Origin of the sequence: Paenibacillus rhizosphaerae (assembly GCF_014192015.1) — a bacterium.
In the GTDB taxonomy this organism is placed as follows: Bacteria; Bacillota; Bacilli; order Paenibacillales; family Paenibacillaceae; genus Paenibacillus_AQ; species Paenibacillus_AQ rhizosphaerae.
The window spans coordinates 922348-948252 of sequence record NZ_JACHXJ010000002.1 but is presented as its reverse complement, the minus strand read 5'-3'; the positions used below and the strand labels follow the sequence as shown (position 1 = coordinate 948252).

21 protein-coding genes are annotated in these 25905 nt (G+C 57.8%); 3 read left to right on the top strand and 18 right to left on the bottom strand.

Annotated features, from left to right (window positions below):
* Positions 1–61: 61 nt before the first annotated feature.
* From FHS19_RS12970 to ggt, 12 genes are all read right to left on the bottom strand, one after another.
* Positions 62–1381 (bottom strand): FAD-binding oxidoreductase, encoded by a 1320-nt coding sequence (locus FHS19_RS12970; RefSeq protein WP_183582218.1) that lies wholly within the window; start codon positions 1379–1381, stop codon positions 62–64.
* A 93-nt stretch (positions 1382–1474) separates the two neighbouring features.
* Positions 1475–2356 carry a fumarylacetoacetate hydrolase family protein gene (locus tag FHS19_RS12965; protein WP_183582217.1) on the bottom strand — a complete coding sequence of 294 codons (882 nt, stop codon included), beginning with the start codon at positions 2354–2356 and terminating at the stop codon, positions 1475–1477.
* The gene (locus FHS19_RS12960; RefSeq protein WP_183582216.1) at positions 2353–3183 is read right to left on the bottom strand and encodes a creatininase family protein; all 831 of its coding nucleotides are present in this window, start codon (positions 3181–3183) and stop codon (positions 2353–2355) included. Before FHS19_RS12960 ends, FHS19_RS12965 begins: the two co-directional genes overlap by 4 nt.
* A 16-nt stretch (positions 3184–3199) precedes the next feature.
* Positions 3200–4408, bottom strand: a complete 1209-nt coding sequence (locus FHS19_RS12955) for an amidase (protein ID WP_183582215.1) — start codon at positions 4406–4408, stop codon at positions 3200–3202.
* Positions 4409–4425: 17 nt separating this feature from the next.
* Entirely contained in the window at positions 4426–4878 is a 453-nt protein-coding gene (locus FHS19_RS12950; RefSeq protein WP_183582214.1) for a cupin domain-containing protein, read from the bottom strand.
* Entirely contained in the window at positions 4875–5657 is a 783-nt protein-coding gene (locus FHS19_RS12945; protein ID WP_183582213.1) for a cysteine hydrolase family protein, read from the bottom strand. Before FHS19_RS12945 ends, FHS19_RS12950 begins: the two co-directional genes overlap by 4 nt.
* Before the next feature lie 51 nt (positions 5658–5708).
* Positions 5709–6587 (bottom strand): ABC transporter permease, encoded by an 879-nt coding sequence (locus tag FHS19_RS12940; RefSeq protein ID WP_183582212.1) that lies wholly within the window; start codon positions 6585–6587, stop codon positions 5709–5711.
* A 90-nt stretch (positions 6588–6677) separates the two neighbouring features.
* Complete coding sequence (locus FHS19_RS12935) at positions 6678–7487, bottom strand: ABC transporter ATP-binding protein (RefSeq protein ID WP_183582211.1); 810 nt, start codon at positions 7485–7487, stop codon at positions 6678–6680.
* A 299-nt stretch (positions 7488–7786) separates the two neighbouring features.
* Positions 7787–8491 carry an NAD(P)H-dependent oxidoreductase gene (locus tag FHS19_RS12930; protein ID WP_183582210.1) on the bottom strand — a complete coding sequence of 235 codons (705 nt, stop codon included), beginning with the start codon at positions 8489–8491 and terminating at the stop codon, positions 7787–7789.
* Between the two features lie 55 nt (positions 8492–8546).
* Positions 8547–9914, bottom strand: a complete 1368-nt coding sequence (locus tag FHS19_RS12925) for an amidohydrolase family protein (RefSeq protein ID WP_183582209.1) — start codon at positions 9912–9914, stop codon at positions 8547–8549.
* A 176-nt stretch (positions 9915–10090) separates the two neighbouring features.
* Positions 10091–11788: a CocE/NonD family hydrolase gene (locus tag FHS19_RS12920; protein WP_204797522.1), complete on the bottom strand. Its 1698-nt coding sequence runs from the start codon at positions 11786–11788 to the stop codon at positions 10091–10093.
* A 194-nt stretch (positions 11789–11982) separates the two neighbouring features.
* Positions 11983–13563: a gamma-glutamyltransferase gene (ggt, locus tag FHS19_RS12915; protein WP_183582208.1), complete on the bottom strand. Its 1581-nt coding sequence runs from the start codon at positions 13561–13563 to the stop codon at positions 11983–11985.
* Positions 13564–13831: 268 nt separating this feature from the next.
* Between ggt and chrB the strand changes: the two genes are divergently transcribed.
* From chrB to FHS19_RS12900, 3 genes are all read left to right on the top strand, one after another.
* Complete coding sequence (gene chrB, locus FHS19_RS12910; RefSeq protein WP_183582207.1) at positions 13832–14431, top strand: chromate efflux transporter ChrB; 600 nt, start codon at positions 13832–13834, stop codon at positions 14429–14431.
* The gene (gene chrA, locus FHS19_RS12905) at positions 14415–14951 is read left to right on the top strand and encodes a chromate efflux transporter ChrA (protein WP_183582206.1); all 537 of its coding nucleotides are present in this window, start codon (positions 14415–14417) and stop codon (positions 14949–14951) included. Before chrB ends, chrA begins: the two co-directional genes overlap by 17 nt.
* A 170-nt stretch (positions 14952–15121) precedes the next feature.
* A complete protein-coding gene (locus tag FHS19_RS12900) occupies positions 15122–16708 on the top strand; it encodes a PucR family transcriptional regulator (RefSeq protein ID WP_183582205.1) in 1587 nt (528 codons plus the stop codon).
* Between the two features lie 252 nt (positions 16709–16960).
* Here the strand turns inward: FHS19_RS12900 and FHS19_RS12895 are convergent, their stop codons facing one another.
* From FHS19_RS12895 to FHS19_RS12870, 6 genes are all read right to left on the bottom strand, one after another.
* Entirely contained in the window at positions 16961–17404 is a 444-nt protein-coding gene (locus tag FHS19_RS12895) for a MarR family winged helix-turn-helix transcriptional regulator (RefSeq protein WP_183582204.1), read from the bottom strand.
* A gap of 236 nt (positions 17405–17640) precedes the next feature.
* Positions 17641–18318, bottom strand: a complete 678-nt coding sequence (locus FHS19_RS12890; protein WP_183582203.1) for an SGNH/GDSL hydrolase family protein — start codon at positions 18316–18318, stop codon at positions 17641–17643.
* Between the two features lie 39 nt (positions 18319–18357).
* Positions 18358–21402 (bottom strand): alpha-mannosidase, encoded by a 3045-nt coding sequence (locus tag FHS19_RS12885; protein ID WP_183582202.1) that lies wholly within the window; start codon positions 21400–21402, stop codon positions 18358–18360.
* Positions 21403–21616: 214 nt separating this feature from the next.
* Positions 21617–22477: a sugar phosphate isomerase/epimerase family protein gene (locus FHS19_RS12880; protein WP_183582201.1), complete on the bottom strand. Its 861-nt coding sequence runs from the start codon at positions 22475–22477 to the stop codon at positions 21617–21619.
* A 69-nt stretch (positions 22478–22546) separates the two neighbouring features.
* A complete protein-coding gene (locus FHS19_RS12875) occupies positions 22547–24172 on the bottom strand; it encodes a hypothetical protein (RefSeq protein ID WP_183582200.1) in 1626 nt (541 codons plus the stop codon).
* A 68-nt stretch (positions 24173–24240) separates the two neighbouring features.
* Positions 24241–25872, bottom strand: a complete 1632-nt coding sequence (locus FHS19_RS12870) for a glycoside hydrolase family 183 protein (RefSeq protein ID WP_246426555.1) — start codon at positions 25870–25872, stop codon at positions 24241–24243.
* Positions 25873–25905 lie beyond the last annotated feature (33 nt).

The following is a 25905-nucleotide window of genomic DNA, read 5'->3' as shown; positions in this document are numbered from 1 at the left end:
AGATGCCCGCACGGATGCCGCTTCTCCCGAACTCAACTCTTCCTTCGCATTGCCCGGCTGCTCAGCCCATTTTCCCCGGGTTCAGGAGGCCGAGCGGATCGTTATGCCTTTTACGTTCCTGCATGCCGGGTATAGCCCCGCGTCCTCCATTGTCCAACAGCCAGGTATGGGGATCATAAATTTCCACGCCGATGGACCGGCAGGTGTCAATGATATGATATAACCGCTCCTCCGTGCTGTAGCGGACGACGGGCAGGCCGTTCGGCTGGAGCTTGCCCCTGGAGCGGATCCATTCAAAATGCAGCAGCATCTCATCCCCGAACATCGATTTCAGCATCCGGATCTGCTCCAAATAGCATTCTCGCTTGAACCCCGCTTGCAGGTAGGTATAGGCTGGATCGCGCTTCAGCGCCCAGAGCGTCGTATGGTTCCAGGTAAAATCGGACAGTCCGATCGATTTGCGGTATTTCTCGGGATCAATGACATAGCCGATTTCCCCGCCGAAATCTGCGGCAAGCGCCGGCAGCGCTTCGGCAGCACGCCCGGCGATTTCGGCAAAAACCACCGATTTGCCCTGGGCGATCACTTTTTCGAGCGGCTTGAAGAAGGAGGGAATCGGCCACTCCATCGGCGTGATCAGCCGTTTGGGGATCGCTGCTTCCTCCGCCAGTGCTTCCCCGAATCGAACCGCATCTTCAAAACGCTCGAAATTTACCACCGCTTGTGCCCACTCGGTCCGGGGTGCCAAAGGAATGACTACCTCGGTGACAATGCCCGTCGTTCCGTAGTTATGAATGTAGTCCTTGAGATCCTCACCATGAACTTGAAGGACCTGCGGGTCTTCTTCCATCGTCAGGACGGTCGCTTCCAGCACGTTACCGTCCCACAGGTCGCCCCAGGTGACTGAACCGACACCTCCCGAGCCACCGCATACGAACCCGCCGACCGTAGCCTTGGCGAAGGTGCTCGGATAGATCCGCAGTTCCTGTCCCTGCTCTCGGGCCGTCTTCTCCAACACGCCGAGCTTGACGCCGCACTGGACGCGGGCATAACCGCTGCCGATCTCCAGCAATTCATTCATCCCGCTCAGATCAAGCACCAGGCCGCCTTCGAGCGGAATCGCCTGTCCGTAGTTCCCGGTTCCCGCTCCGCGGACAGTAACGGGAATCCGATGCCGGTAAGCAATGCGCAGCGCTTCACGGATTTCATCGACCGTGGTCGGTACGAGAACGGCATCCGCTTTTTTGTCCTTCAGTTTTCCGCTCAGCACGGGGGAATACCAATAAAAATCCTTCGACAGCTTTTCGACCGCCGTTTCGTCGGTAAGCAGCTTCAGCGCGCTGAATGCTTCGGATATTCCAGGCTTCCATACCATTGACATGAGGGACCACCCGCTTTCTTTGGATTCGTACTTTCTTTGTATTCACGGCTTACTCAACATAGAAGGGCATTCCGTGAGGACATCCTTTCGATTTCATAAAATGGTGCGGATTCGTTCCTGAACGACCGGATTCCGAAGGGGAATCAGGGTGCCGACCCGGCATTCGGCCGTATCCCCTTCCTGGATGTCCACCGATCCTGGGGTCCCGGTCATGATGATATCGCCCGGATAAAGGGTCATCATCCGCGAGAAATAGGAGAGAATCAACCAAGGGGAATAGATCATGTCGGATACGCAGCTTCTGTACCGGACCGATCCGTTAAGCACGGTCTGTACATCCAGTGCATCCAAGTCCCCGATTTCGTCCATGCCCACTAGCTCCGGCCCGAAGCTGAAGAAGGTGTCATAGCTTTTCGAGCGGCCGAGAAAACGCGGGTTGCGGGCATGGACGTCCTGAGCGGTCATATCCAGTGTCAAAACGATGCCGGCAATGACGTGCGGCGCCTCTTCTGGGCTGACGTGCTTGCAGGTTCTTCCGATTACCAGGCCGATCTCCGCCTCGGCGGTAATGCGTCCGGCCCCATCGGGGAGCAGAATGGCTTGGCCCGGACCGATCATCGTGCTAGCCGGCTTCAGGAAGCAAATAGGCTCCATCTCCGGCGGCACGACAGCCATATTTGCCGCCTTCTCCCGGAAATTCGCGCCAACGCCCCAGACATTGACCGCTCCGTGATACAAAGGGCCGAGCTGTGCCTGCTCCAGCGGAATGGAAGGAATGCCGGACAGCACCTCTCCCCCCCGTTCCCGGAGCCATCCGGACAGTGCGGCCGCCTCGCCGGTTCGCAGCAGCCCCAATACGGTCGTCGGCCACGTCGTTCCAAGCGATTCGTTGACCCCCGTTAATGGGATGACCCGGTCGCCAGTGACGATACCCGCGCTGCCCTGACCGCTTTCCGCAAGGGTTACCAGCCTCATCGCTCGGCCACCTCTTCCGCCTTGGCCCGGATATCGCCGAACTCGAATTCGCTCAGCTCCCGGAACGCCTCCGCCAGGATGTCGGTGACCCGCTCTTGAATGATGCTGCCCTTGGCTGCCGTCGCCTGGGTCGCATCGCCGCATATGCCGCTGTCGGAAATGTCCGCCATCCGCCAGGCGAAGCGGATCTTCCCCTCAAGCGTCAAAAATTTCTGCCCGGACATGGACGGCGTCTCCGAGACAAGCCACTGATCCTGCACCCAACCCGGCTTGATGGCCTTGACGATCGACGTTTCATAATCCCCGCCATGAATGCCGTATTCCAGTTCTTCGGGTGTCATGAGATCCTCCGCACCTCCCAGGGAGGAGGGGGATAAATAAAAGACGAGCATATCGTGACGAATGCGGATTTCCCGGGACACCACGTTCAGCAAGTCGGTATTGCCGCCGTGCGTATTAAACAGCAGCAGCTTATGGAAACCGCTCAGCCTCAGGCTTTCGGCGATATCCAAAATCACTCCCTGCAGGGTCGCCGCCGACAGTGAAATGGTTCCCGGCAGACCGAGATGCTCGTTGCTTTTGCCGTAGGAAACCGGCGGCAGCAGCCATACCCGGGCATCGGGGTTCAGCTTTTCGAGCGCCAGGGTCAGCGAAGCCTCCCCGATCAGCGTATCGGTCATGACAGGCAGATGCGGTCCATGCTGTTCAATCGCGCCGACCGGCAGAATGACCAGCGTGCGCTCCTTGGGAAGCTCCTTGACCTGCTTGCTGGTCAGCCGCGGAAGGAACCTCTCCTCCCAGGCCGCACCTTCGTATCGCATAAACATAGGGCATGTTCCTTTGCTATTGGATTGGGTTGATCATGGCTGCAGCCGCGGGCTGCATCGAAGCTTCGATGTCCGCTGCCCATCGCAGCAGCTTTAGGTCCTGCCCCCTGCCGGCAATGAGCGACAGCCCGACCGGCAAGCCGCCCGCCTTCGCCAGCGGCAGCGTGACCTGCGGCAGCCCGCCCAGACCGGCAATGCAGGACAGCTGCATGATCCGCGTGCGCGTCATTTCAATTTCCTCGCCGGGAAGCCCGATTTTGGGGGCTCCGCAGGGCGCGGTCGGGATGACGAGCACGCCTTCGCTTCCGAGAAGAGACGCAAGCTGGGCAGCAATCGCTTGCTGCCGCTGGCTCGCTGCCCAGAACGCCCCCTCGGCCACCGTGGCGGTCCAAGCAAATCTTTCGGCGATGCCGGGACCGAATCGCGGTTGATGCTCCATGATCCATTCGCCATGGGCGGACCAAATTTCATAGCCTTGCACCGTTCGGAAAATGCCGGCCCACTCTGCAAGCCCCCCCTCCGTTAAACGAATGGGTTCGAGCCCGCCAAGCGGTCCGGCCGCTTCAAGCACACCGCGGAGCGACTCGGCGCAGCTGGGCTCGGCAGCTGCCCACGCTTCAGCCGGCAGCAGCATTCGAGTGAATCCCCCGCCGGCATCGAGCGGTTCCTCGAGAAGCACGCGGCCGGCCTGCAGCAAGGTGCTTGCCCGTCGAGCCATCCAGCCGACCGTGTCAAAGGCCGGGGCCAGCGGGATGACGCCGTCCATGGATACGCCGCCGTGCGTCGGGCGAAATCCGCAGATGCCGCAAAAGGAGGAGGGAATCCGTACCGAGCCGGCGGTATCCGTACCAAGGGCAACGTCCACTTCCCCGGAGGCGACGGCGGACGCCGAGCCGCTCGAGGAGCCGCCGGGGATATGTCCCGGGGCGTTCGGATTCGGCGGCGTGCCGTAATGTACGTTTTCCCCGTTCAGGCTGAACATCAGCTCATCGGTGTGAGTCATTCCGCGAAGCTTCGCTCCGCTGCCGAGCAGCCGCTCCACGGCGGCTGCATGCTTCACGGCAGGAAGATGCGTTCGAAGCCAATCGGGATTGCCTGCGGTATTGGTATGGTCGGCGACGGCAAATACGTCCTTGACGGCAAACGTGAGCCCTTGAAGGGGACCGGCCTTCGCATGTTCCGCCATCGTTCCTTCCCGAATCCACGGCGTGCAAACTGGCTGCATACGAGTTCCTCCAATCGTTATGAGTTCGCGGGAGTGAACGCTCCCGGGAGAGCTGCTCCGCGCAGCACCGCCAAATCCTCCTCGTCCAGGCTTGCCGCCGGACCTGATTTGATCAAATCGGAAAACTTCTCGTCAGGCACCATGGTCGTCAGAACATAGAGCCTGCCTTCACCGGTATTTTTGACCTGATGGTTGTTGCCGGGCGGAACCACGAAGAACGATCCCGTGCGAATCCCTGTTTCCATATCGCCTACGACGGCAATGCCTCCTCCGGCCAGCACGTAAAAGTACTCATGCGCCCCGCTATGCTCGTTCGGCGGCGTCTGCCCTCCGGCATCGAAAATTTCCACAACGGACACGAACGGCACCTGCGTCCCGTCGCACAGCATGACAAACTTGTTGGAATCCTTGCTCGAAATTTTGCGTACCTCACATTGCTCGAAATGACCCAGAACCAGACCTTCGATCATACCACTTCATCCCTTTCTTTTAGTGTGCAGGCCTGCAGCAGATCCTCGGATCCGGCAACAAAGCCATAGCACTGCTTGATATTGTATAAGGCCGCCTCCGCGCAATAAGCCGGAGAACTTGTCGCGCAGCAGTCTTCCAGCAGAATGGCGTCGTAACCGAGGCATACGGCATCCTGAAGTGTATGCATCACGCACTGGTCGAGATTGACGCCGGCAAACAGCAGCGTTTTCACGTCCAAATTGCGGAGGATGCTGTCCAGCGGCGTATCCCAAAAACCGCTGATCCGGTATTTGTCCACCCGCATATCCCCGGGCTCCGGTACCAGCCGATCAATCAGCGCCGCGCCCCAGCTCCCCTGTTCCAGTACCTTGGAGCCTGTACCCGGCAGCGGGCTGCCGATCCCATGACTGACACCGTCCGGATTATATACGTGGAGCACCGAAGGGCTTAAATTCATCCGGTCCTCCCGGTTACCCCAGTTGACCCACAGCACCGGAACCCCCTGTTCGCGAAGGGCCGGTAGCAGCCGCTGAAGCGGCTGGACGGGAGCCGTCAGCGGAGCAGTATTTACTCCGATAGAGTCCAGCCACCCGCCCGGGCTGCAAAAATCGTTCTGCATATCAATGACGACAACGGCGGTTTTGGCAAGATCGAGGGTGATCCGCTGCGGAAGAGCCGGCAGGGTCACGGTGAGAAGCGGTTTGGGATCGCTCCTGGACAAATCGGCCAGGTCCTTCGAAACGTTCCAGTAATTTTTCCGATTCCCCAGTTTGTGCATGGAAGCTTCCCTCCTTTGTTACAAGTTTGCAGTTCGGCTTGACGGATGCGGCTAGCCGGCGATGGCCGAGTCATGCCAGGAACGCAGAAGCCGGTTCGACAAGGCATTGATCAGCAGGAAAAAAACGATGCCGACCACGGCGGCCGACAAGCCGCAGGCGAACAAATACGCCGTCTGCATCCGGGTCGCCGCGACCGTAATTGCGTAACCGAGCCCGCCGTTCAGTCCGCCGATGCCCGCGATGTACTCACCGACGATGGCCCCGACGACCGACAGGGAGCAGGAGATTTTGAAGCCGGCCAAAATGTACGGCAGTGCTGCCGGGAGTCTAAGTCTCCAGATTGTCTGCATCTTCGTAGCGTTGTACAGATAGAACAGATTCTTCATGTTCTGCTCGGTCGAGTTCAGCCCGATCAGCGTATTGGATAAAATCGGAAAGAAACTGATCAGGAAAGCGATGATAACGATGGCGTTCATGCCAGCCCCAAACCAGATCACGATGATGGGCGCAATCGCCACGATCGGGATCGTCTGCAAAATGATCGCGTAAGGATACACGCTCCGCTCGACCGTTTTGGACAGCGCAAGCAAAATGGCGACGGCCACGCCGAGAATGGCGCTAAGGGCAAATCCCAAGACTGCCTCCATGATGGTCGTGCTCACCGACACCACCAGATTGTGCCCGTTCTGCGACACTGCTTGAACGATATCGGACGGCTTGGGCAGCAAGTACTCCGCGGTGCCCGTCAGTCGCAGCACCATTTCCCATACAAAGACGACGAAGACGAAGACGCTCAGCGGCGGTACGACCCGAGACACGATTTTCCCCCAGGCGTGGCTCCCGCTGCCAACACTCCTCCTGACCATAGGCGCGGCCGGCGAAGCCTGGTTCGCCGCGTCGGAAACCGCGCTCACTGCTGCTTTTTCCATGACCTCAACGACCCCTTTCATAAATGACATATTTCCATGGACCTTAGAATTCCTCTTATCCGGGTAAGCAAGAACCGGCTTATGCGAGCCTCAGTGATTCAGCACCTCGGTAATGCTGCGAACATATTTGCCGAACTCGGACGTGGTCCGGAATTCATCCGTACGCGGGAACGGCGCCTCAATCGGTACGATATCGGAAATCTTCCCCGGCCTCGGCGTCATGACGACGACCCGGGTGGATAGAAACACCGCTTCGAACACGTTATGGGTAATAAAAAGCACGGTCATCTTCTGATCCTGGCGCCAAATGCCCAGCAGTTCATCCTGCAGCGATTGGCGGGTGATTTCATCCAGCGCCCCGAACGGTTCGTCCATCAACAGCAGCTTCAGCCGGGCAATAAGCGCTCGGGCGATCGACGCCCGCATCTTCATGCCTCCCGAGAGCTGTCTCGGCAGAACTTTCCGGTAATCCTTGAGCCCAACCAATTCCAGTACGCGTTCGCCTTCTTCGTTGCGTGCCTTTTTTGGAACGCCCCGGAGGGTCAGCGGCATCGTCACGTTGTCGAGAAGCTTCGCCCAGGGCAGAAGCGTGTGCTCCTGGAACACAAAAGCGATTTCGTTCTGCTTCCGCGCTTCGCGCGGCGTCGTGCCTAGAACCGAAAGCTGGCCGGTCGTCGGCTCGGTCAAGCCGGCAATCATGTTAAACATCGTCGATTTTCCGCATCCCGACGGTCCGACAAAACAAAGGAACTCACCCTCCCCCGCACGCAGATTGACCTGCTGAACCGCAATGGTTCCATTCGGGTATACCTTGCCGATCTGGTCCATGCCGACCAAAAGCTCGGGAGTGCCGGGACTTCCGGGGTGCGGATTTGCTGCGGTTTGCTGTGCTGTGTTCATTTCCAGCCCTCCTCCATTTCTTTATGTAATAATAAATAACATCTATGCTATTGCCGCTCAATGGATATCCGCTGTTTTTGTGGTCAATTACAATAAAACGCGACTCTTTTGGGTTCTTTTACGAAAGGCATGATGGCATATGTTATGTTACATGACACAAAAAAGCCCGGAATACATCCGGACTTTCATGAAATGCCTCATGGGGGGCTGAGAAAGGTGGATCTTAGACTATTGGTCATCATCGTTTTTCCACACTACCACTCATACCGGGGTTTGTTTCCACCCTCTGCCGTTTCCGGTTATGTCAAAAAGCTCCGGTCCTTCAGAGCCTCCGCGCACAATGCCACGCGCCGTCCGAGCCGGCCGGCCATCACCAGTTCCCGTTCATCCGGCTTGCGGCTGCTGTCAGGACCCGCCAATGTGGAAGCTCCGTAAGGAGAGCAGCCGATCGGATCGGCGGTCAAGTATTCCGGATTTTCGGAATAGGGCAGTCCGACCATGATCATGCCGAAATGAAACAGCGGCACCATCGACGTCAGCACATTCGCTTCATGCCCGGTATGGATCGACCCGGCGCTCGTCAGCAGGCCCGCCGGTTTGCCTTCCAGGCTCCCGTCGGCGCACAGGTCCCCCGCAAATTCCAGAAACAGTTTGACCTGCGCGGGCATGGAGCCGTAGTACGTCGGAAATCCCCAAACGATGCCGCCCGCCCATCTTAAATCTTCGTTCGTGGCCACCGGAATGTCCCGCTGCCGGTGCATCGTTTCTTCGTATTTGACGAAACGGTCAACCATCTTAAACCGGGTCTTCAGCTGCGAAGGATCGCCAGGCTCCCCGGTGCGGTTCTTATCCTGATAAGGAGTCCGGTTGCGCTCCGACTCCAGCTCGGGAAAGCGGCAGATGCGGACCTCGGCGCCCGCCCTGCGCCCTCCATCAGCGGCCGCCTGCGCCATATCCAAGACATGGCCGTATGCGCTGTAATAAAGCACCAATATGCGGCTCATCCTAATACCTCCTCATCGCAGTATGGAAAACGGAGCATGCACTCAAACGGACGAATCATAGCGTGATCGCCCGTTTCGGGACAAAGTCGATTCGTTCGCACGCGTCTTCCCAATAGTCCTGCAGCCATGCGGAGCTCCATTTCTCTTTCGCTGAGGCTGCTTTCAGGCAAGTGCCCCCGCGCCATACCCAGCGGCGTTCCGGCAGCATGGTCAGCAGCTCTTCCGGCGTCCTGGCGTCAAGCACCACAAAGTGGGCCGGGTTTCCCGGCAGGATGCCGTATCCGTCCGCCCCCGTTACCCTGGCCGGGTACTCCGTGATCATCCGCAGCACTTCACGCATCTCGGAAGGACTGCCCATATGGGCGGCATAGGCGGTAACCAGGCCAATCAGCAGCAGGTCCCCCTTCCCGAACGGATGAAACGGGTCGTGTATGTTGTCGGAAGCCGCCGCCAGCGGAATGCCGGCCGACAGCAGCTCCTTGACTCGGGTGACCCCCCTGCGTACCGGGAAGGCGTCATGTCGGCCCTGCAGGTACAGATTCGCGCCGGGAAGAGTAACGGCGCCCATGCCTGCCTCGGCCATTAGCCCAATAATCATGGCGGCATCTTCGTCTTTCATGGCAGCCAGGGAGCATAAGTGCCCTGCCGTGACCTTTCCGCTCCAGCCGTATTCCAGCGTGCGCCGGGCGATATGGACCGCCGTCCGCTGGTTCGGATCGTCGCTCTCGTCCGTATGCAGATCCACTGGACAGCCCAGCTTATCAGCCAAGGCGAACAGCCTGTCGATGTCGGGTTCCGGATTGGGAGAAAGATGCGGGGCGCCGCCCAATCCCGTCACGCCCATCACAACCGATTCCTTGGCCGTGTCCAGCGCCGCTTCGCTGAGCTCAAAATAAGGGAGCAGCGGGAACAGCTGCAGCTCGGCATACGGCTGCAGCTCCTCTTTCACTTCGAGCGCCGCTTCGATGGTGCGCATCGCGACGTCTTTTCCCTGCTTGACGTGAAAATCCAGATGACTGCGCAGTACCACCGTGCCGTAAGAAATGGACTGTAGCGCCGAGCGTATAATGCGAGCTTTGATCTCCTCCTTGGAAAACTTCGCGGCGGCCGCGGCATAATTGACGACCGCTTCACCAAGCGTGCCCGAGACATTCCCGACCTGCGGAAGTGAAAATGCTTTATCCAGATGCATATGGGCATCCACGAAACCCGGCAGAACGATTTTCCCCTTAGCGTCGAGCTGCAGCCGCCTATCCGCGGTGGATCCGTTCCATTTGTCCAGGCACACCGCTTCATAATCCTCCACTTTACCGGTTTGGGCCGTCACCGACGTCCACTTTCCGCCGCTGATGACCAGCGTGTACAGCGTCTCCTCCGATTGTAGCGGCAGGGAGGCATTGAAGATCACCACTTCTTGTTCCACTTGGATCCCGCTCCTTTCATCCGTCAGTACTTAAGATTTCCATACTTCATCGTCGTGCGCCCGATTCAGCGGACATATAGGGCGTATGCAGTTGGCCCGGCTGGGCAATAAGTGTTTGAATGCAGGCTCCCGCTGCGTTGTTCACGCATTGGCTTGGTTCATTCCTTTAGTCCGCTTCATTCCGATGTGTCACCAAGAATCGGCAGCTGAAGCCAGGAGGTGCCTCCGCTGGCATCCACCGCCACTGTGGCAATCTGCAGTGCATCCGGCCCTTGGCGGGCGGCTTCCTGCAGCCGAATGCCGTTGGGGTGGCGAAGCAGCAGCGGGTATGCGCTGCCGCTCAGCTCCAGCCGGAGCGTCGAGCCTGCCGGGATCTCGGCGGCCAGCGGCCGCATCCGGATCGTCGCCGTTTCCCAGCCGCCGATGCTGCCGGATGCGTCGGATGCACCGGATGCGCCGATCTCCGTGCGCCCCACAGACAGAAACCGAGCTTCGCCCGCTGGCGTGACCTGCGTCAGGATGGCCGTAAGGTCGGTCGGGCCGTCCATCACCTGGCAGGAGACGGTCACCTCCGGGGCGCCGAGGATCCGCAGCGGTACGCAGGCCGGCTCCCCGGTATACACCAGGATTTCGAAGCGGTCCTGCCGGGCGCTCCGGTCCTCCGGCAGCACCGAGCGAAGCGGCATCGGCAGGCGCGCGTCGTAGACGAACACGTCCGCCGCCCGGCCGGGCTCCGCGTCTGCATCCGCAGCGAGCCGGCCGCCGCCGGAAGCCCCGTTCGCCGGCAGCTGCGTTCCGGTTAGATACCACCGGCTGCCGCCTTCCGCTCCGGCCGGATACGCTTCGGCTTCGACCCAGGCGCCGCTGCCGGCTTCATAATAACGTACCGGCTGCCGCTCCTTCAGGTCTGACCCGCCTTCGCCCTTCAGCCAATAGTCGAACCAAGCCAGCTGTTCCAGGTGGATATTGCCGTCCGCCTCCGGTCCGTAGTCCGTCCCGCCTGCTTTGCGGCCCCACGGAATATGTGTCCAAGGCCCGACCACCAGGCGGTGGAAGCAGTCCGCCCTGCTCTCCTGTGCCTGCAGCGCACGGTACGACTGCAGCGTGCCGTCCAGCAGAAAATCGTACCAGCCCGCGATATGCAGCGCCGGAACCGGCTGTTCCTTGAAGGCGTCCAGCCAGTTCAGTTGGGACCAATACTGATCGTACGCGGGATGGCCCAGCCAATCAAAATAAGCGGGAAGGTACGCTTCAAGCAGCGGATGCCCCTGAGCCAAAGGCAGCTGGGCCAGTACACCGGAAGGATCGCTCATCACGCGGGAACATGCCGCTTCGGCTTCCGCGTCGCCCTTCCTTCTCGCCGTATCCCTGGCCAGCTGGTAGGCCCAGGGCAGGCAGCTCTGAACATCGAAGCTGCCGAACGTGTACATCCAGCCGTGATACAGGTCGACCGCAGTCATCGCAGGCGCGATGGCAGCCAAATGCGGCGGATGCAGCGAAGCGGCAGCCCACTGTGTCGCTCCCTGGTAGGAAAACCCGTACATGCCGACCTTTCCGCTCGCCCCTTCCAACCCAGCGGCCCATTCGATCGTGTCATAGCCGTCTTCAGCTTCGCTCACGAACGGCGTGAACTCCCCCTCCGAATCCCCGCGCCCTCGCACGTCCTGAATGACGACGATATACCCCCGCGCAGCGTACCAAACGGGATGGGCGTATGTAACCATTGAGGCGATTTTCCGTCCGTACGGCTGCCGCATCAGCAGCACCGGGAATGTTCCTTCCTCCGCCGGACGGTAAATATCGGCATACAGCGTGATGCCGTCCCGCATGACGCAGGCTGCTTTCCTCTCTACTTTCACATGTCCAAATTCCACGGCTGTCCCCCCCAGTCTACGTTTCTTTTTATCGTTTGATGTTACATTTTATAACAGACTATTCACGAGTCTACAACGGTTTGGAAGACATCTTTGTGAAGAAGCACAATAAACAGGCCGATGTTTGGACATCGGCCACAAGTAACTCGTTTAACTATGTCATATTTCATAACAAATTCAAGATATACGAAAGACTACCAGCCGATCGCGGCTCCGTCGGAGCGGGGGTCCGCACCGCCGATCCGAAAACCGTGAGCGTCCAGAAGGATCGCCTGCGCATGACCGGTCAAGGCATCCCAGTCGCCGATCTTTCGAACCTCATGCCCCATGGCGGCCAGATCGCTGAGCACCTGCTCCCCCACCCTGGCTTCCATCTTCAGTTCCGTGGAGGCTTCGCCCCATGTCCTGCCCCACACCCAGCGAGGCTCGTTGATCGCTTCCTGCGGGTCCATTCGGTAATCGACGATCCGGGTCAGAAGCGCCGTCTGCGTCTGCGGCTGTCCCTCTCCTCCCATTGAGCCGTAGAGCAGATAAGGCTTCTGGTCCTTGAGCGCAAGTGCAGGCATCAGGGTGTGAAAGGTCCGTTTCCTCGGTTCAAGCCGGTTGGGGGAGGACTCGTCCAGGGAGAAAAACGATCCGCGGTTCTGCAGCAGAATGCCCGTTTCCCCAGCCGTTACGCCCGATCCGAACTCAAAGTACAGGCTCTGGATAAAAGAAACCGCGTTGCCGTCCCCGTCCACCACGGCGGCATACGCCGTATCGCTGCCGAGCGGTTCGGCCGTGAGCGGAGCGGCCGAACCGCAACTTATGCGTCCCGCTAATTCCGTGCAGTAGGCCTTATCCAAAAAGCGATCCACCGGAATGTTCCGGAAATCCGGATCGGTGAGCTCGAGGTTGCGGTCGCGGAAAGCAAGTTTCACCGCCTCGACCAGCACGTGGTAATATGCTTTCGAACCGTGCGGAATGCTGTTAAAATCAAAATGTTCGAGCATTTGGGCGATCATGATACCCGTAAACCCCTGCGAGTTCGGAGGAAGCTGGTACAGCTCCAGATCGCGGTAGGAACCGGTAAGCGGGGTCACCCAATTGCCCTCGTGATCGGCGAAGTCGTCCGCCAGCAGCAGCCCTCCGGACTGCCGGATGTATGACGCGATGTCCCGGGCCAGCCCGCCCCGGTAAAATTCGTCCCGGCCCTTGGACGCGATCCGGCGCAAACTTTGGGCCAAGCCGCTTTGGATCCATCGGGCGCCTGCCTGCGGGACTCCGACGCCGTTCAAATACGCGGTAGCCGAATAGGGATTCGCAGCCAGCAGACCGGCGCACAGCGTCGTATTGACGTATTGGCTGCGGGATATCGGATAGCCTGCTACGGCATAGGTAATCGCCGGTTCGAGGACGTCCCCAAGCGGCAGGGTACCGTATTCCCGCAGAATGGCACTCCAGCTGTCCACCATCCCGGGAACGGTCACTACGCTGCGGATGCCGCGCGTCGGAATGGCCTGCTCGTCGGCATAAGCCTCCGGCGATGCCATGTACCCCGAGCGGCCGCTTCCGTTGTAGCCCCGGACTGCGCTCTCTCCGGGGCTGTACAACAGCCAGAAAGAATCGCCGCCAAGCCCGGTCATATGCGGATAGACGACCGCGAGGGTGCTGCTGACCGCGACCGCAGCGTCAAAGGCATTACCGCCCTTTTCCAGCATTCGGGCGCCCGCGGCGGAAGCCAGCGCATGGGGGCTGACCACCATCGTTTTCGTGCCGATTGAAGCCTGCTTCATCACTCTTCCCTCCTGCAGCCTTAAATTGTTAACTAAATTAACATGCAGCAGGTTTTTTTGGCAATAACTACTTTTCAAGCAGAGGGAAAACCGTTATAGTGTAAATTTAAATAACATCCATGCCACACGGATGATCCACGCTTCGAAAGCGGTCCAGCCTTCTTTCCCATGATGCCGAAACTTTGCCTTTAGAATGCGTTCCCCGCATCCTGCCCAAATCGAGGATTAAAATGTCAAAATCGTTGAACGACAAGGAAGGAAGTGCACCATGCTGAAAACATACGCAGAATTATCCCTCGCCATGTTCCGGACCGGAATTCTCGGGTATGGCGGCGGTCCGTCGACCATCCCCCTCATCCGGCACGAGGCCGTCTCCCGGTACAGGTGGATGGCTGATGAGGAATTCGGGGAGGTGCTGGCCATCGCCAACACGCTGCCCGGTCCGATCGCGACCAAGCTGGCCGCTTACCTCGGCTACCGCCTGAAAGGGACGCTCGGCGCGCTGGTCGGGGTGCTGGCCCATATTCTTCCCTCGGCGGTCGCCATGATTGCACTGGTTTCTTTTATCGACGTCTTCAGTTCGTCCCGCATCATCCACGGCATGATCGAAGGGGTCGTACCGGTCGTGGCCGTCATGCTGGCTCAGATGTGCTATGAGTTCGGCGAAAAGGCGGTCAAGGGCCTGGGTAAATATATTGCTCTCGCATGCGGGATTATCGCGTTTGTCCTGCTGGAGTGGGTGCAGCTTCACCCGGCGATCCTAATCGCCCTCGCGCTTGTCTACGGCTCGGTTCACTTTACGGTCATGGGCAGGCTGAAAGAAGCCCGCAAGCGGAAGGAGGAACGCCGTCATGGAGACATGGATTGAGCTCCTCATCGGCTTCTTTCTCGCCAACGTATTCGGCTATGGCGGTGGCCCCTCCTCCATTCCGCTCATGTACCGGGAGATCGTGCCGCATTACCATTGGCTGTCGGGCGCGGAGTTTTCCAACATGCTCGCTCTCGGCAATTCGCTCCCCGGACCGATCGCGACGAAGATCGCCGCTTACGTAGGTTACGATGCGGCCGGATGGATGGGGGCCCTTGCCGCCGAAGCCGCCACCGTCGTGCCGTCCGCCGTCGCCTTAATCGTATTGATGCGAATTTTGCAGAAATACAAGCAGTCCCAGGCGGTCAAGGGCATGACGCTGCTCGTGCAGCCTGTCATCGCCGTCATGATGCTGCAGCTCACCATTCAAAGCTCCAAAGAGTCCATTGTTTCCATCGGCTGGATCCAGTTCGGCGCTATCGCCCTCATCGCGTACTGGCTGATGCAGCGACGCAAAGTTCATCCCGCACTCGTCATTGTGGGGGCATTTATCTACGGTGGCATCTTCCTGGGAAGATAGCCCCCGCCTCCGATGCCCCGAGCCAACCCAAACGTACGTCCGTTCTATTTCCCGTTGCAGTAGCCGCCTTTCCTGTTGATTGAATTCAATCCGGTGCAGCCCTTCCCCAAGGGCTTCCCTTGTATGTTTCGCGTTTCGACAGAGTTCAGTTGCGAAAGGATGATGACTGTATGTATTTGACCATCGAAGATGCACTCACCATTTACCCGCTTTCTGAAGGAAAACTGACCGCAGGCCGCAGTGGTTTGAACCGTATCGTCAAATCAGTCAACGTGATGGATGCACCCGATATTTCCGATTGGGTCCGGGAAGGAGACATATTGTTCACGACGGCTTATTTGATCAAGGACAATCCCGGGGATGGGGTCCGCCTGCTGCAGAAGCTGGTTGACAAAGGGGCGGCGGGAATCGGCATCAAGCTTGGACGGTTCTGGGCTTCGGTTCCCAGCGAAATGTTGGAGGAAGCCGACCGTCTCGGTTTTCCCCTCATTGAGCTTCCGTTTCCGTTTACGTTCTCGGATCAAATGAAAGGCTTGTTCAATGCTGAACTGCAAAAGAACACGCTCCTCCTGCAAAACGTCCTGGACAAACAAAAGGAGCTCATCCGCTTCGCGCTCTCCCCTGTCGATACGGGCCGCCTGTTTGACCGGATCCGCGAAATTCTCGGTGTGCCCCTGGCCGTCACCGGCATGCGCGGCCAAACGCTCTTCAGCACCCTGACTACGGACGAAATGCAGCTGCTCAAAAAACGTCAGCTCAAAGATACGCCGCAGTGGCTCCGCTGCGAGCAGGGACGACTGCTGTGCGTGCCCCTGAAAGGCCCCGGCCAGGAGCATGACTTCAACAGCCGGGCAATTTTCAGGCTTCCTCCGGGCATTCCGATGAAGGAGGAGGAAGGGCTGTACCACCAGGCGGCCGAAATTATAGGCTACCATTTGAACGCGGTCGAACGCAACGATCTCACCCAATCGACACAGAACGAATTTGCGGCAATGCTGAAAAACTACCTCAAGCAGCGAGTTTCCGCCGAAGCGCTCGTCGCCTGTGCTTCCAGCCACGGCATCCCTTTCGGCAGCAGTTCTTTCCAATGCGTGCTTACCACATGCAATCCCGAATACGCCGGCCGGGCCGACCATCTGCTCAAGAGCGTCAAGCAGGAATTCCATTATCATCCGATGCTCAAGGATTTATCCCCCTTGCATTTTCAGCTGGAGGACACCATTCTCTCGATCTTCCCTTCCGAGCTCCCGCGAAGCTCCGGAAAGCTGCCTCAGCTGTTGACGCGCGTCTTTTTCGAGCTTGCCGCCAAAGCCGGCGGGCATCTGCACATGACGGTGAGCCATGCTAAAACACGGCCCGACCAGCTGGAAGCCGCTTACCGTGAATGCCAGCACGCCCGGGACACAGCTGCCCGGCTCAACCTGGACGCGCTCGTCGTCGAGTTTGCCAACGTGGAAATTTCTTACATTTTCCAATCCGTTCCGGTTCATAAAATGCGGCAGTTCGTCGAAATGGCATTGGCTCCGCTTCTGGACCGGGCACCCGACTCCGCCCAAGAGTTGCTGCGAACGCTGGAGCTATACATGGCGAACAACGGACAGATCCACGAAACCGCCAAGCAGCTGTTCATTCACCGCAACACTGCCGCCTACCGGCTCGAGAAAATCAGCGAGCTGCTTCAGATCGACTTCAAGGATTATCACCACCTGTTGCGGATGAAACTGGTCCTGATGTTCCGGGATATGCTGCGGACGTAAGCGGGGAACCGGGCGGTCGGAGCGTTCCCCCTGACCCGCAAGCAGTTAATCGCAAACAAGCATCCCCTTAGAACCGCCGCTCCGGTCAGGGGATGCTATTGCGAAATGGCGGCAGGTGTCAGGCGCAAGCCGCCTTTTCTCCAGGATAGATCCGCAGGAGGGATGGTTCAGGTGGGCATAGCCTAGGTACGCATTACTCATGTTTCTGTTGTGAATTTTTCATATATTGTTTTATTAACATAATTAGAATGGTTAGTCCTCAGTGCCCGTTGCGTTCATGTGTTGGATCAAGCGGTTGAGCACGTTCACCGTTGTTCCGTATTCTTGCTTCGTGATCGGCGCAAACATTTGGACGGCGGCTTCCTTCACCGTTGCGGCCACCTCAGCATACATGTTCTCGCCGGCATCCGTGAACTGCAACTTGGTTTCGCCAGGTTCCGCTGGTTCAACGATATACACCCATCCCCTGCGGACCAAGGAATCGATGACTTCATTGAATTCATCGGCTCCGAGATAATGGCGGGCATACAGCTTTTCTTTGACGGCCAAGCCGCTCAGGTGGATCCGGTTCATGATCTGCCAATGAAAACGGGTCAGGCCGATCTTTACCAAGGACCGATCCATATAACGCGTCATGGCTTGATCCGTTTCCTTCAGATACCATCCAAAACCGTAAGAAGTTTCGCTCTCCATCATGGTTCCTCCTCCAATTCTTTGTACATGATTATAGGAGGATCGGCGCCAAAGAAACATGACCATTTTAGCCATCAGTACATAAACCGGAGTATATAAGCAGGAAGAGGCAAGCGTATGAAATACGCTCGCCTTTAACCTGTGTTTATTGTGAAATTTTCATATGGTGATATATTTACACCTTAGTCAACGGGTTCACCCGCCGATGCTTTACTCTGATCCTGTTCGGATCCTGACGATTATCGCATGCTAACCTCACCGCTCATACGCTTCCAATCGAAGCCAATCGCCTGCAGGAAGGCGCGTGCGATCAGCATGTGGCCGGTTAAGCTCGGGTGTACCCGGTCTGATGCGATGGCGGTAGGATGCACATAACCAAACATCGGCTCAAATACCGCCTGCGTGTCCACGAATAGTGCTCCTACGCGCTTGGCAGCCCTTTGGGCCGCCCGGCCGTACTCATCCATCCGCCGTCTCATCCCATCCTCGGCGTTTGGTTCGATATAGAACGGAGTCATGATGACAAGCCCTTTCAGGCCGGGGAGCGCCTGCTCTGCCAGTTCCAACAACGTGTGTTCATACTCTTCCAACAGCACATGCGATTCCGGAATCGCCGGCTGGTCGAACTGCCGCCACACGTCATTGATGCCGATCATGATGGACAGCCAATCCGGCTTTAAATCCAGCACGTCCGTTTGCCATCTTGCTTTCAAATCCCTGACCGTATTGCCGCCGATCCCCATGTTCGTAACCCGAAGGTTCAGCTCCGGATACGCCGTCTGAAGCAGAGTGTCCACCAGCGATACATACCCTTTGCCTACACCTTGAAACAATCCTTCCCCGTAAGGAAATTTACGCTCGCAGTCCGTAATCGAATCGCCGATCATGACCAGACGCTGTCCTTTGTCCATCTTCATCTTCGCCGTTCCTCCCATCTTTCCTTTGGTCTTTCCCTTCTACGCATCATGCAGCACAAGCCGAATCGTTTTCACTTCGAAAGGACGGAAATCAAGCTTGAGCTTCCCTTCTGCAACCGGCAGGCCAGCCGACACTTCCTCCAGCATATTGGTTTCATACGCTTTTTTAACGGGGAGGCCAAAGATCAATCCGCACGATACCGTGGCACCTTTGCATTCATAAGCCCGGATTATCCAGTCGCCCGATCCGTCTTCAGCCAGCTTGACCGTCTCCGCAATCACATTGGCTTGATCGACTTGAACGAAGGACTTATGATCCACGCGGCTCCCGCTGTGCACAATGCTTACCGGGTAATTCAGCTCATACGCTTCCTGAACGACGGGACTGTCCAGAAAGGACCCGTTCCATACGAAGAATCCGTACGTAAACCTGTGCGTTCCCTGATCCGACGCTTCGTCCGGATGCGTCGGCGAGCGAAGCAGCGTCAAGCTGATCGTGTTATCCTGCACGGCAATCCCGTACTTGCAATCGTTCAGCAGCGCAAAGCTGCGGTTCGTCTCCGCAAGCACCGCCCACTTATGCTGGCATACTTCAAACCGGTCGGCATCGTGGGGCCTGGAAGCATGATTCGGCCGTTTGACGTAACCGAACTGAATTTCCTGTATCGATTCGTTCGCATGGACGCGTACAGGAAAATCGACTCTCAGCATTTTGTTCTTCTCATGCCAATGTACCGTCGTATGAAATTCAATGCGGCGGCTGCCGGCCCGGAGCCGGATGTCCTGAATCATCTTAGACCGATGAAGCACGCGTTCGACACGGATGTTGGCAAACAGGGGACCCTGAGCGGTGACCTGGACCTCTGCCTTCTCGTCCAGCGCGACCGGAGCCGCCTGATAGCCCCGGTCAATTTCCCATGCGTCGAATGCCGACGGCTGATCGCGGAACATCTTCATGACATTGCAATGTCCCGCCGTCCATTCCGTCCCGGTTTCCTTATCCAGAATGCTTGCGATCTCTCCGTGCTCATTAATGACGACGGCAAGGAATTCGTTCTCAAGATGCGACTTCGTTGCGGATAAGACAGCTTGTCCCGACGCTTCCGGCGTTACGTCAGCCGCAGTAACCGTATATGCCGCCCATCCCGCAGACGGCGTTTCGACTTCCGCATAACATATGCCTTCATGCCGCTGCACAGGGAGCGTTTTTCCGTATCGGTCTGCTATGGCTAGGGTGCCTTCGGGCAGGGCTACCAGCTCTTTCCTTGCCCAGGAGAGCGAGTTAAACGCCGTGACGCCGGAACGTCCGCCATCCGCAAGCGCCTCTCTTGCGCCGGAGGCCATCGCATCGACGAGCCCGCTTAATTCCGTCAGCTCAGCCTGCGCTTCCTCATGGACGCGGTGAATGGACGTGCCCGGCAAAATATCATGGAACTGATGCAGCAGCAGCTTCTTCCACAACCGGTCCATCTCCTCGTACGGATAGGACCTGCGCTGAAGCAGGCTGGCAGCAGCACCCCACATTTCAGCCTCGTGCAGCCCGACCTCCGCCTTCCGGTTTAGCCGCTTGATCCGAGCCTGCGTCGTATAGGTTCCCCGGTGCGCCGGATAGTATAGCTCCCCGACGTATTTGGCATCGGGAATGCCTCTTTCGATCTGATCCTCAAAATAGTCGATCGGCGAGCCATGCGTCGTACGCGGTACACCCTCCAAATTTTCAAGCCGGCGGAGGAATTCCAAGTCATCCCGGTTCGCCCCGCCGCCGCCGTCGCCATGACCGAACTGTACGAGTCTTGTCGCAATGCCGTCCTTCTGCACCCGGTCATTCCACTGCCTGATGAGAAACGACGGATTGACCCGAATCGGAAAATCGCCATAATCCAGCAGATGGGTCAGCACCTGTGAGCCGTCGATCCCTTCCCAAAGAAAGGTATTGTACGGAAACGGCTCCGACACATTCTCGTACGTCTGGAACATTTTCACGGAAGCAAAGTACCGGAGCCCGCAGCCCTTCATAATTTGCGGCATGTTGCCAGAGTACCCGAACACGTCGGGAAGCCACAGCATTTCGTTCTCCTTGCCGAACTCTTCCTTGAAAAAGCGCTTCCCGTGCAGTATTTGCCTGATCAGGCTCTCCCCGCCGGGCAGATTCGTATCGGATTCCACCCACATGCCGCCTTCCGGAATGATCCGTCCTTCCTCCACCGCTTGTTTGATGCGCCCGTACAACTCGGGATACAGGTCCTTGGCAAGCTGGAACAAGTAGGGCTGGCTCTGGACGTAGCGGTAATCGGAATATTCCTCCATGAGGGCAAGCTGATTGGACATCGTCCGGGCGATTTTCCGCTTGGTCTCTTCCATCGGCCACAACCAGGCGATATCGAGATGGGACTGCCCCATGAGGTACAGCAAGGGTGCCGTCGATCCGTTTACGCATGCCAGGAGCGGTGCCATCCGCTGCCGGCATTGCTGTATGTTCGCCGTCAGCGCATCCTTTGCAAGCCCCCAATCGATCGTCCGGACGACCTCCGTCAAACCGCGGTCGATTTCGGCCGCGCGCAGCGAATCCGGATCAACATGATTTCTAACTTGAACCAAGCATTCCAGATCGATATAAAATTGATAGATTTCCTCTTCGAAAAGGCAAAGATGAGACTCACCAAACACCGGCTGAATGCCCGAATGGCCGGCATACGCCTCGGCGGCGACCTCAAACCGCTCGCCGGCCTTCGCACTGCGTGTCAACGTCACGTCATGGTGCTGAAAATCCAGCGCCCCCCGTACGATTCCGTTCACGTAGACCGTCGCCTCCGAACCAAAATCGGCCCGGATGACCAAGCGTTTGCCCTCGGCTTCCGTGGGAGCGGCAACCGATGACCGAAGCCATGCATACGTCCAGTCACCGCCCCACCGGTCGCCCGGCTCTATCGCCTCAAATCGGTTACTCTCTATTTCCTCGCAGGATAGCCGCTGCTTCGTGACAAAGCAGGTGAAATCGACCCGCGAGATCACGGTATAGATGTAACGGTTTCTATCCTTTAGCAGCTTCTCAACATGGTATAGAATCTCTTTTCTCTTATCCAAATGAAGGATCACATCCTATGGTTTGATCTGGTTTGGTGCTGCTGTCCCAGCTTCCTCACGTTTCAGGCAGCCGGTCAACGCATTGAACGGCCGGCTGCCGGATACGAAGGATGGGTTCAGCGACTTGTCAAGCAGCTGCCTGATCTGATGACTTCCCCGCCCAAACTTCCGCTGTAAGGTCCTTTCACCCCCATGGCAAGTGCACGGGATATACTTATCGCGTTCCTCTGCCTTCCGCACCGATTCCGGCGGCGGAGAATACGCGTTCGAACCCGGCTTTGGAGCGGATGATCAGCTGCTCCGGCGTCTCTTCCGGCATGGCCTGCGTCAGGACTTCCTGCGACACGATGCCGTCATATCCAATACGCTGCAGCCCTTTTAAAAATCCCTCCAAGTCGATGACGCCTTCCCCTGGGTACAGACGCCCGTTATCCAGCACAGCCTCGACCGGCAAATCCGGTGCATCGTTGATATGCACATGAACGATCTGCTGCGACTGCAGCTTCTCGATGTCGGCTGCGGTCAAACTGTTCGTATGCCAGTGATACGCATCCAGAAGCAGGCCGACATTCGGCTCACCGATCGCACCGATCCAGTCCAGCGTCTCTTCCATCGTCCAGATGAAAGGGTACTTCCAGGCCGTCCGCAAATGATGCGGACCGACGAATTCCAGTCCCAGGCTGATGCCATAGGCGCCGAGGATTTGGGCGCAGATACGCAGACGCCGGGTGGCGAGCGCCATGAAATGCGCCGGTTTGGCGTCGGTCGACGGCAGGATGTACGTACAGCAGCGCGTGCAGCCCAGCGACCGGGCCGCCGCAGCCGCTTCCGTCAAGCCGGGGAGCCCGGCCAGGAATTCGTCCTCGCCCGCTCTCCATTCCACGGGCAAGCCGATCGCGCCGATGACGACTCCGTGCTCCTTAAGCTTAGCTGCAGCTCTCTCCGTTCCCAGCCGCTCAACCAACCCCCTGGCATCAACGTCAACCGCTTGAAAACCGTTCGCACCCGCCAGTTCGATGAACCTTTCCTCACTTTCGATTGCTCCCAAACCTGCAAGTGTCAATCCCTTCAGCATTTGATGTTCCTCCCTCACTGTTTTAAAAATGTATCCATGATTTCAAATCCGTCAGAGCAACCCGGCGCTCTATTTACCGGTCGTTCCTTGAACCGGCGTCAGGCTGAGCTTCGGATCGGCCAAGTCGAGCCTATACATGACCTGATTGTAATTATAACGCGGCGTCGGGACATGATTTGTGAACGTATTCGTATAGGTGCCCTCGAAGTAGATCATCCGGCCTCCCTCCTTGTTGAAAAACTTATGCTGGGCCACGTTATAAAAAGTATAGTTGTTATGCGTGACGATCTTTTTGGCCGTGGTCCAAGGACCTTGAGGCGCGGGAGCTTCCGCGTACCAGATTTCCCCGAGCACCGAGGACTTGCCTTGCGTCTGCTGCCCGATCATCACGTAACGCTGCCGGTAATCGTTCCACTCGACGGAGCTTGAAGCGATTTGGACCACTTCGCCTGTATCGGCGTCTTTTAATTGAAAGAAGGTCGGATCGTCCGCCTGGATCACTCCGGAATCGATCAGTTCCTTTTCTTGATCCTGGGTGAGCGGCGGGGTGTTCTTCTTCCAGCCCCATACGAGCTTGCCGTCCGCGTCGCGTTCAAGGGACGTCTGGGACCCATTGTAAGTCGTTCCCGGCGTCAGGCACGTAAACGATTCGTATTGGGCATAGTCGATGATGGCGTCATAGCTGGCGGCGACGCGCAGATTCGGCATCCGGTGTTCGGTAAAGAGCCAGTAGCCCTTGCCGTCCTCCTCGTAATAGGACGCCTGGCCGCCCGGATGGCGCCAATCGTCTTTGTCAGGGAACTGGACGACCTGCTCGAACTCCTTTTTCTCGTCGTTAAAGGCAAGAATACCGAAGGCGCTGAGCTCGGGATTATGCGTACTGTAGCCGGCGAGCAGGCGCTCTTGTCCGGTGCGATCCTTGACGGTCATCAAGCCGAATACCCATGCGATGCCGGCACCGTCAGGGAGCTGCGGCACCAGGCTTTTAACGAAACCGTCCTCTTTCGTAAAGTAATCCAAATCGATACCAGTATCGGGGTCGAGGCCGCCTTTTTCCGGCAGCTTCGATGTCGCCCCCGTCACGCGAAAGTTCCCAAGCGGATAGGCAGGTCTGTCGGTATCGCCCCAGAACCAGTACAGCCGGTTGCGGTACTTAATCGTTTGGACGGAGTCCTGCCCCATCACCAGCCCGTTCAGGAGAGGCTCCTTGACCGGCGGCTTCTGGCCGAGCAGGACGCTGTCCCGGTAAATGCCCTGACCGGTGACCCGGTATAACCGCTCGGCAATGTTGACCCGGTCCATTTTCAGCGTCACGCTTCCGCCGGGCGTCACGTCGACAGCCTGGCCGCGGTAACCGAACATGTCTGTCGGCACCTCATAGCCGTCGCTCGACAGATGGAAGAAGACCGTTTGTTCCATCAGGCCCGGCTCATTGAAAGCCACGATACCTGCGCTGTCCGTGAAATACAACATATTGTTCGTCGTCTTCAGCTCGACAAGCGGAATACCCCGCCCCGTCTCCGAATCCACGACCTTGATCATAAACGGCTTCTGAACCGTTTTCTTGGCGCTGCTAACATCCGGCTTGGCGCTGTTTGCTTCCGCCTGCGCCGCCATCGCGGCGCCCGGCGCGGTCATGACCGTCAGCATGACGCAGGTCCATATTCCCGCGCTTTTCCACGGTTTCCATTTCATTTCGTGTACCTCCTGGGCGGAGTGCCCTATTGGGATCGGCGAAGTATTGTCCGCTTCCGCGTCAGCCGTCACTTGCGGTTCTGAACCGGCTCAAGACCAAGCCGCGGATCATCCAGATTCAGCTTGTACATAACCTGGTTGTAGTTGTAACGCGGGGTTGGAATATGGTCCGTATACGTATTCGTATAGGTCGCCTCAAAGTAAATGACGCGTCCGCCGTCTTTAAAAAAGAACTTGTGCTGGGCCGGATTGTAGAAGGTGTAGTTGTTATGCGTAATGATCTTCTTCGCTGTCGTCCAGGGACCTTGCGGCGAATCTGCTTCAGCGTACCACATTTCCCCTAGCACCGACGTTTTGCCAAACAGCTGCTGTCCGATCATCACGTAGCGCTGCCGGTAATCGTTCCATTCGACGGAGCTTTGGGAGAGCGAAACCTCTTCGCCGGTATCCGCATCTTTCAATTGATAGTAACGCGGATCGTCCGCCTTGATCAGGCCAAGCCCGATCAATTCTTTCTCTTGATCCTGGGTCAGCACCGGGGTGTTCTTCTTCCAGCCCCATACCAGTTTACCGTCCGGATCGCGCTCAAGGGACGTATTGGCGCCGTCGTAAGCCGTTCCCGGAGCCAGGCACGTAAACGACTCGTATTGGGTATAGTCGATAATAGCGTCGTAGTCGGCGGCCACGCGCAAATTCGGAATCCGATGCTCGGTAAACAGCCAGTAGCCCTTGCCGTTCTCCTCGTAATAGGTCGCCTGACCGCCCGGATGGCGCCAATCGTCCTTGGAAGGAAACTGGACGACCTGTTCAAACTGCTCCGTCTGATCGTTGAAGGCCAGGATGCCGCGCGCGACGATATCTGGATTTAGCGTCATGTATCCTGTAAGCAGCCGCTCTTTGCCCGTGCTGTCCTTTGCCGTCATCAGACCGAAAATCCATGCCATGTTCCCCCCGTCGGGAAGCGTCGGCACCATGCTTTTGGCAAATCCGTCTTCTTTGGTGAAATATTTCAGATTCACGCCGACATCCGGGTCAAGACCGCCATTTTGCGGCAGCTCCGACGTCGCGCCCGTCGTACGGAAATTTCCCAGCGGGTACGCCGGTCTGTCCGTATCGCCCCAAAACCAGTACAGCTTACCGTTGTATTCGATCGTCTGCACGGAGTCCTGACCCATGATCAGACCGTTGATCACCGGCTCTTGAATCGGTGTATGGAGTCCGAGCAGCAGACTGTCGCGGTAGATCCCTTGGCCGGTCACCCGATACAGCCGCTCGGCGATATTGACCCGGTTCATCTGCAGCGTGACGCTGCCGCCGGGCGTGATCTCGACGGCCTGCCCGCGGTTGCCGAACATGTCGGCGGGAATTTCGTAGCCATCGCTGGACATATGGAAGAAGACTGTCGTATCCATCAACCCGGGTTCGTCGAAGGCCACGACGCCCGCGCTGTCCGTATAATACAAAATGTTATTCGTCGTCTTCAGCTCCACAAGCGGAATGCCCCGGCCCGTCTCGGCATCCACGACCTTGATCATGAACGGCTCCTGTACCTTTTTTAACGTGCCTCCTGCTTTTTGCTCGGCGCTATTCCCCGCAGCCTGGGCCTGGGCCGGCGTAACGCCCGGTCCCATGGTGACCAACAGCAGCGCGGCGCAGGTCCATACTCCCGCATGCTTCCACATCTTCATCTTCAATACCATCTCGGCTTCCTCCCGACTTCTTATCGATTTGTC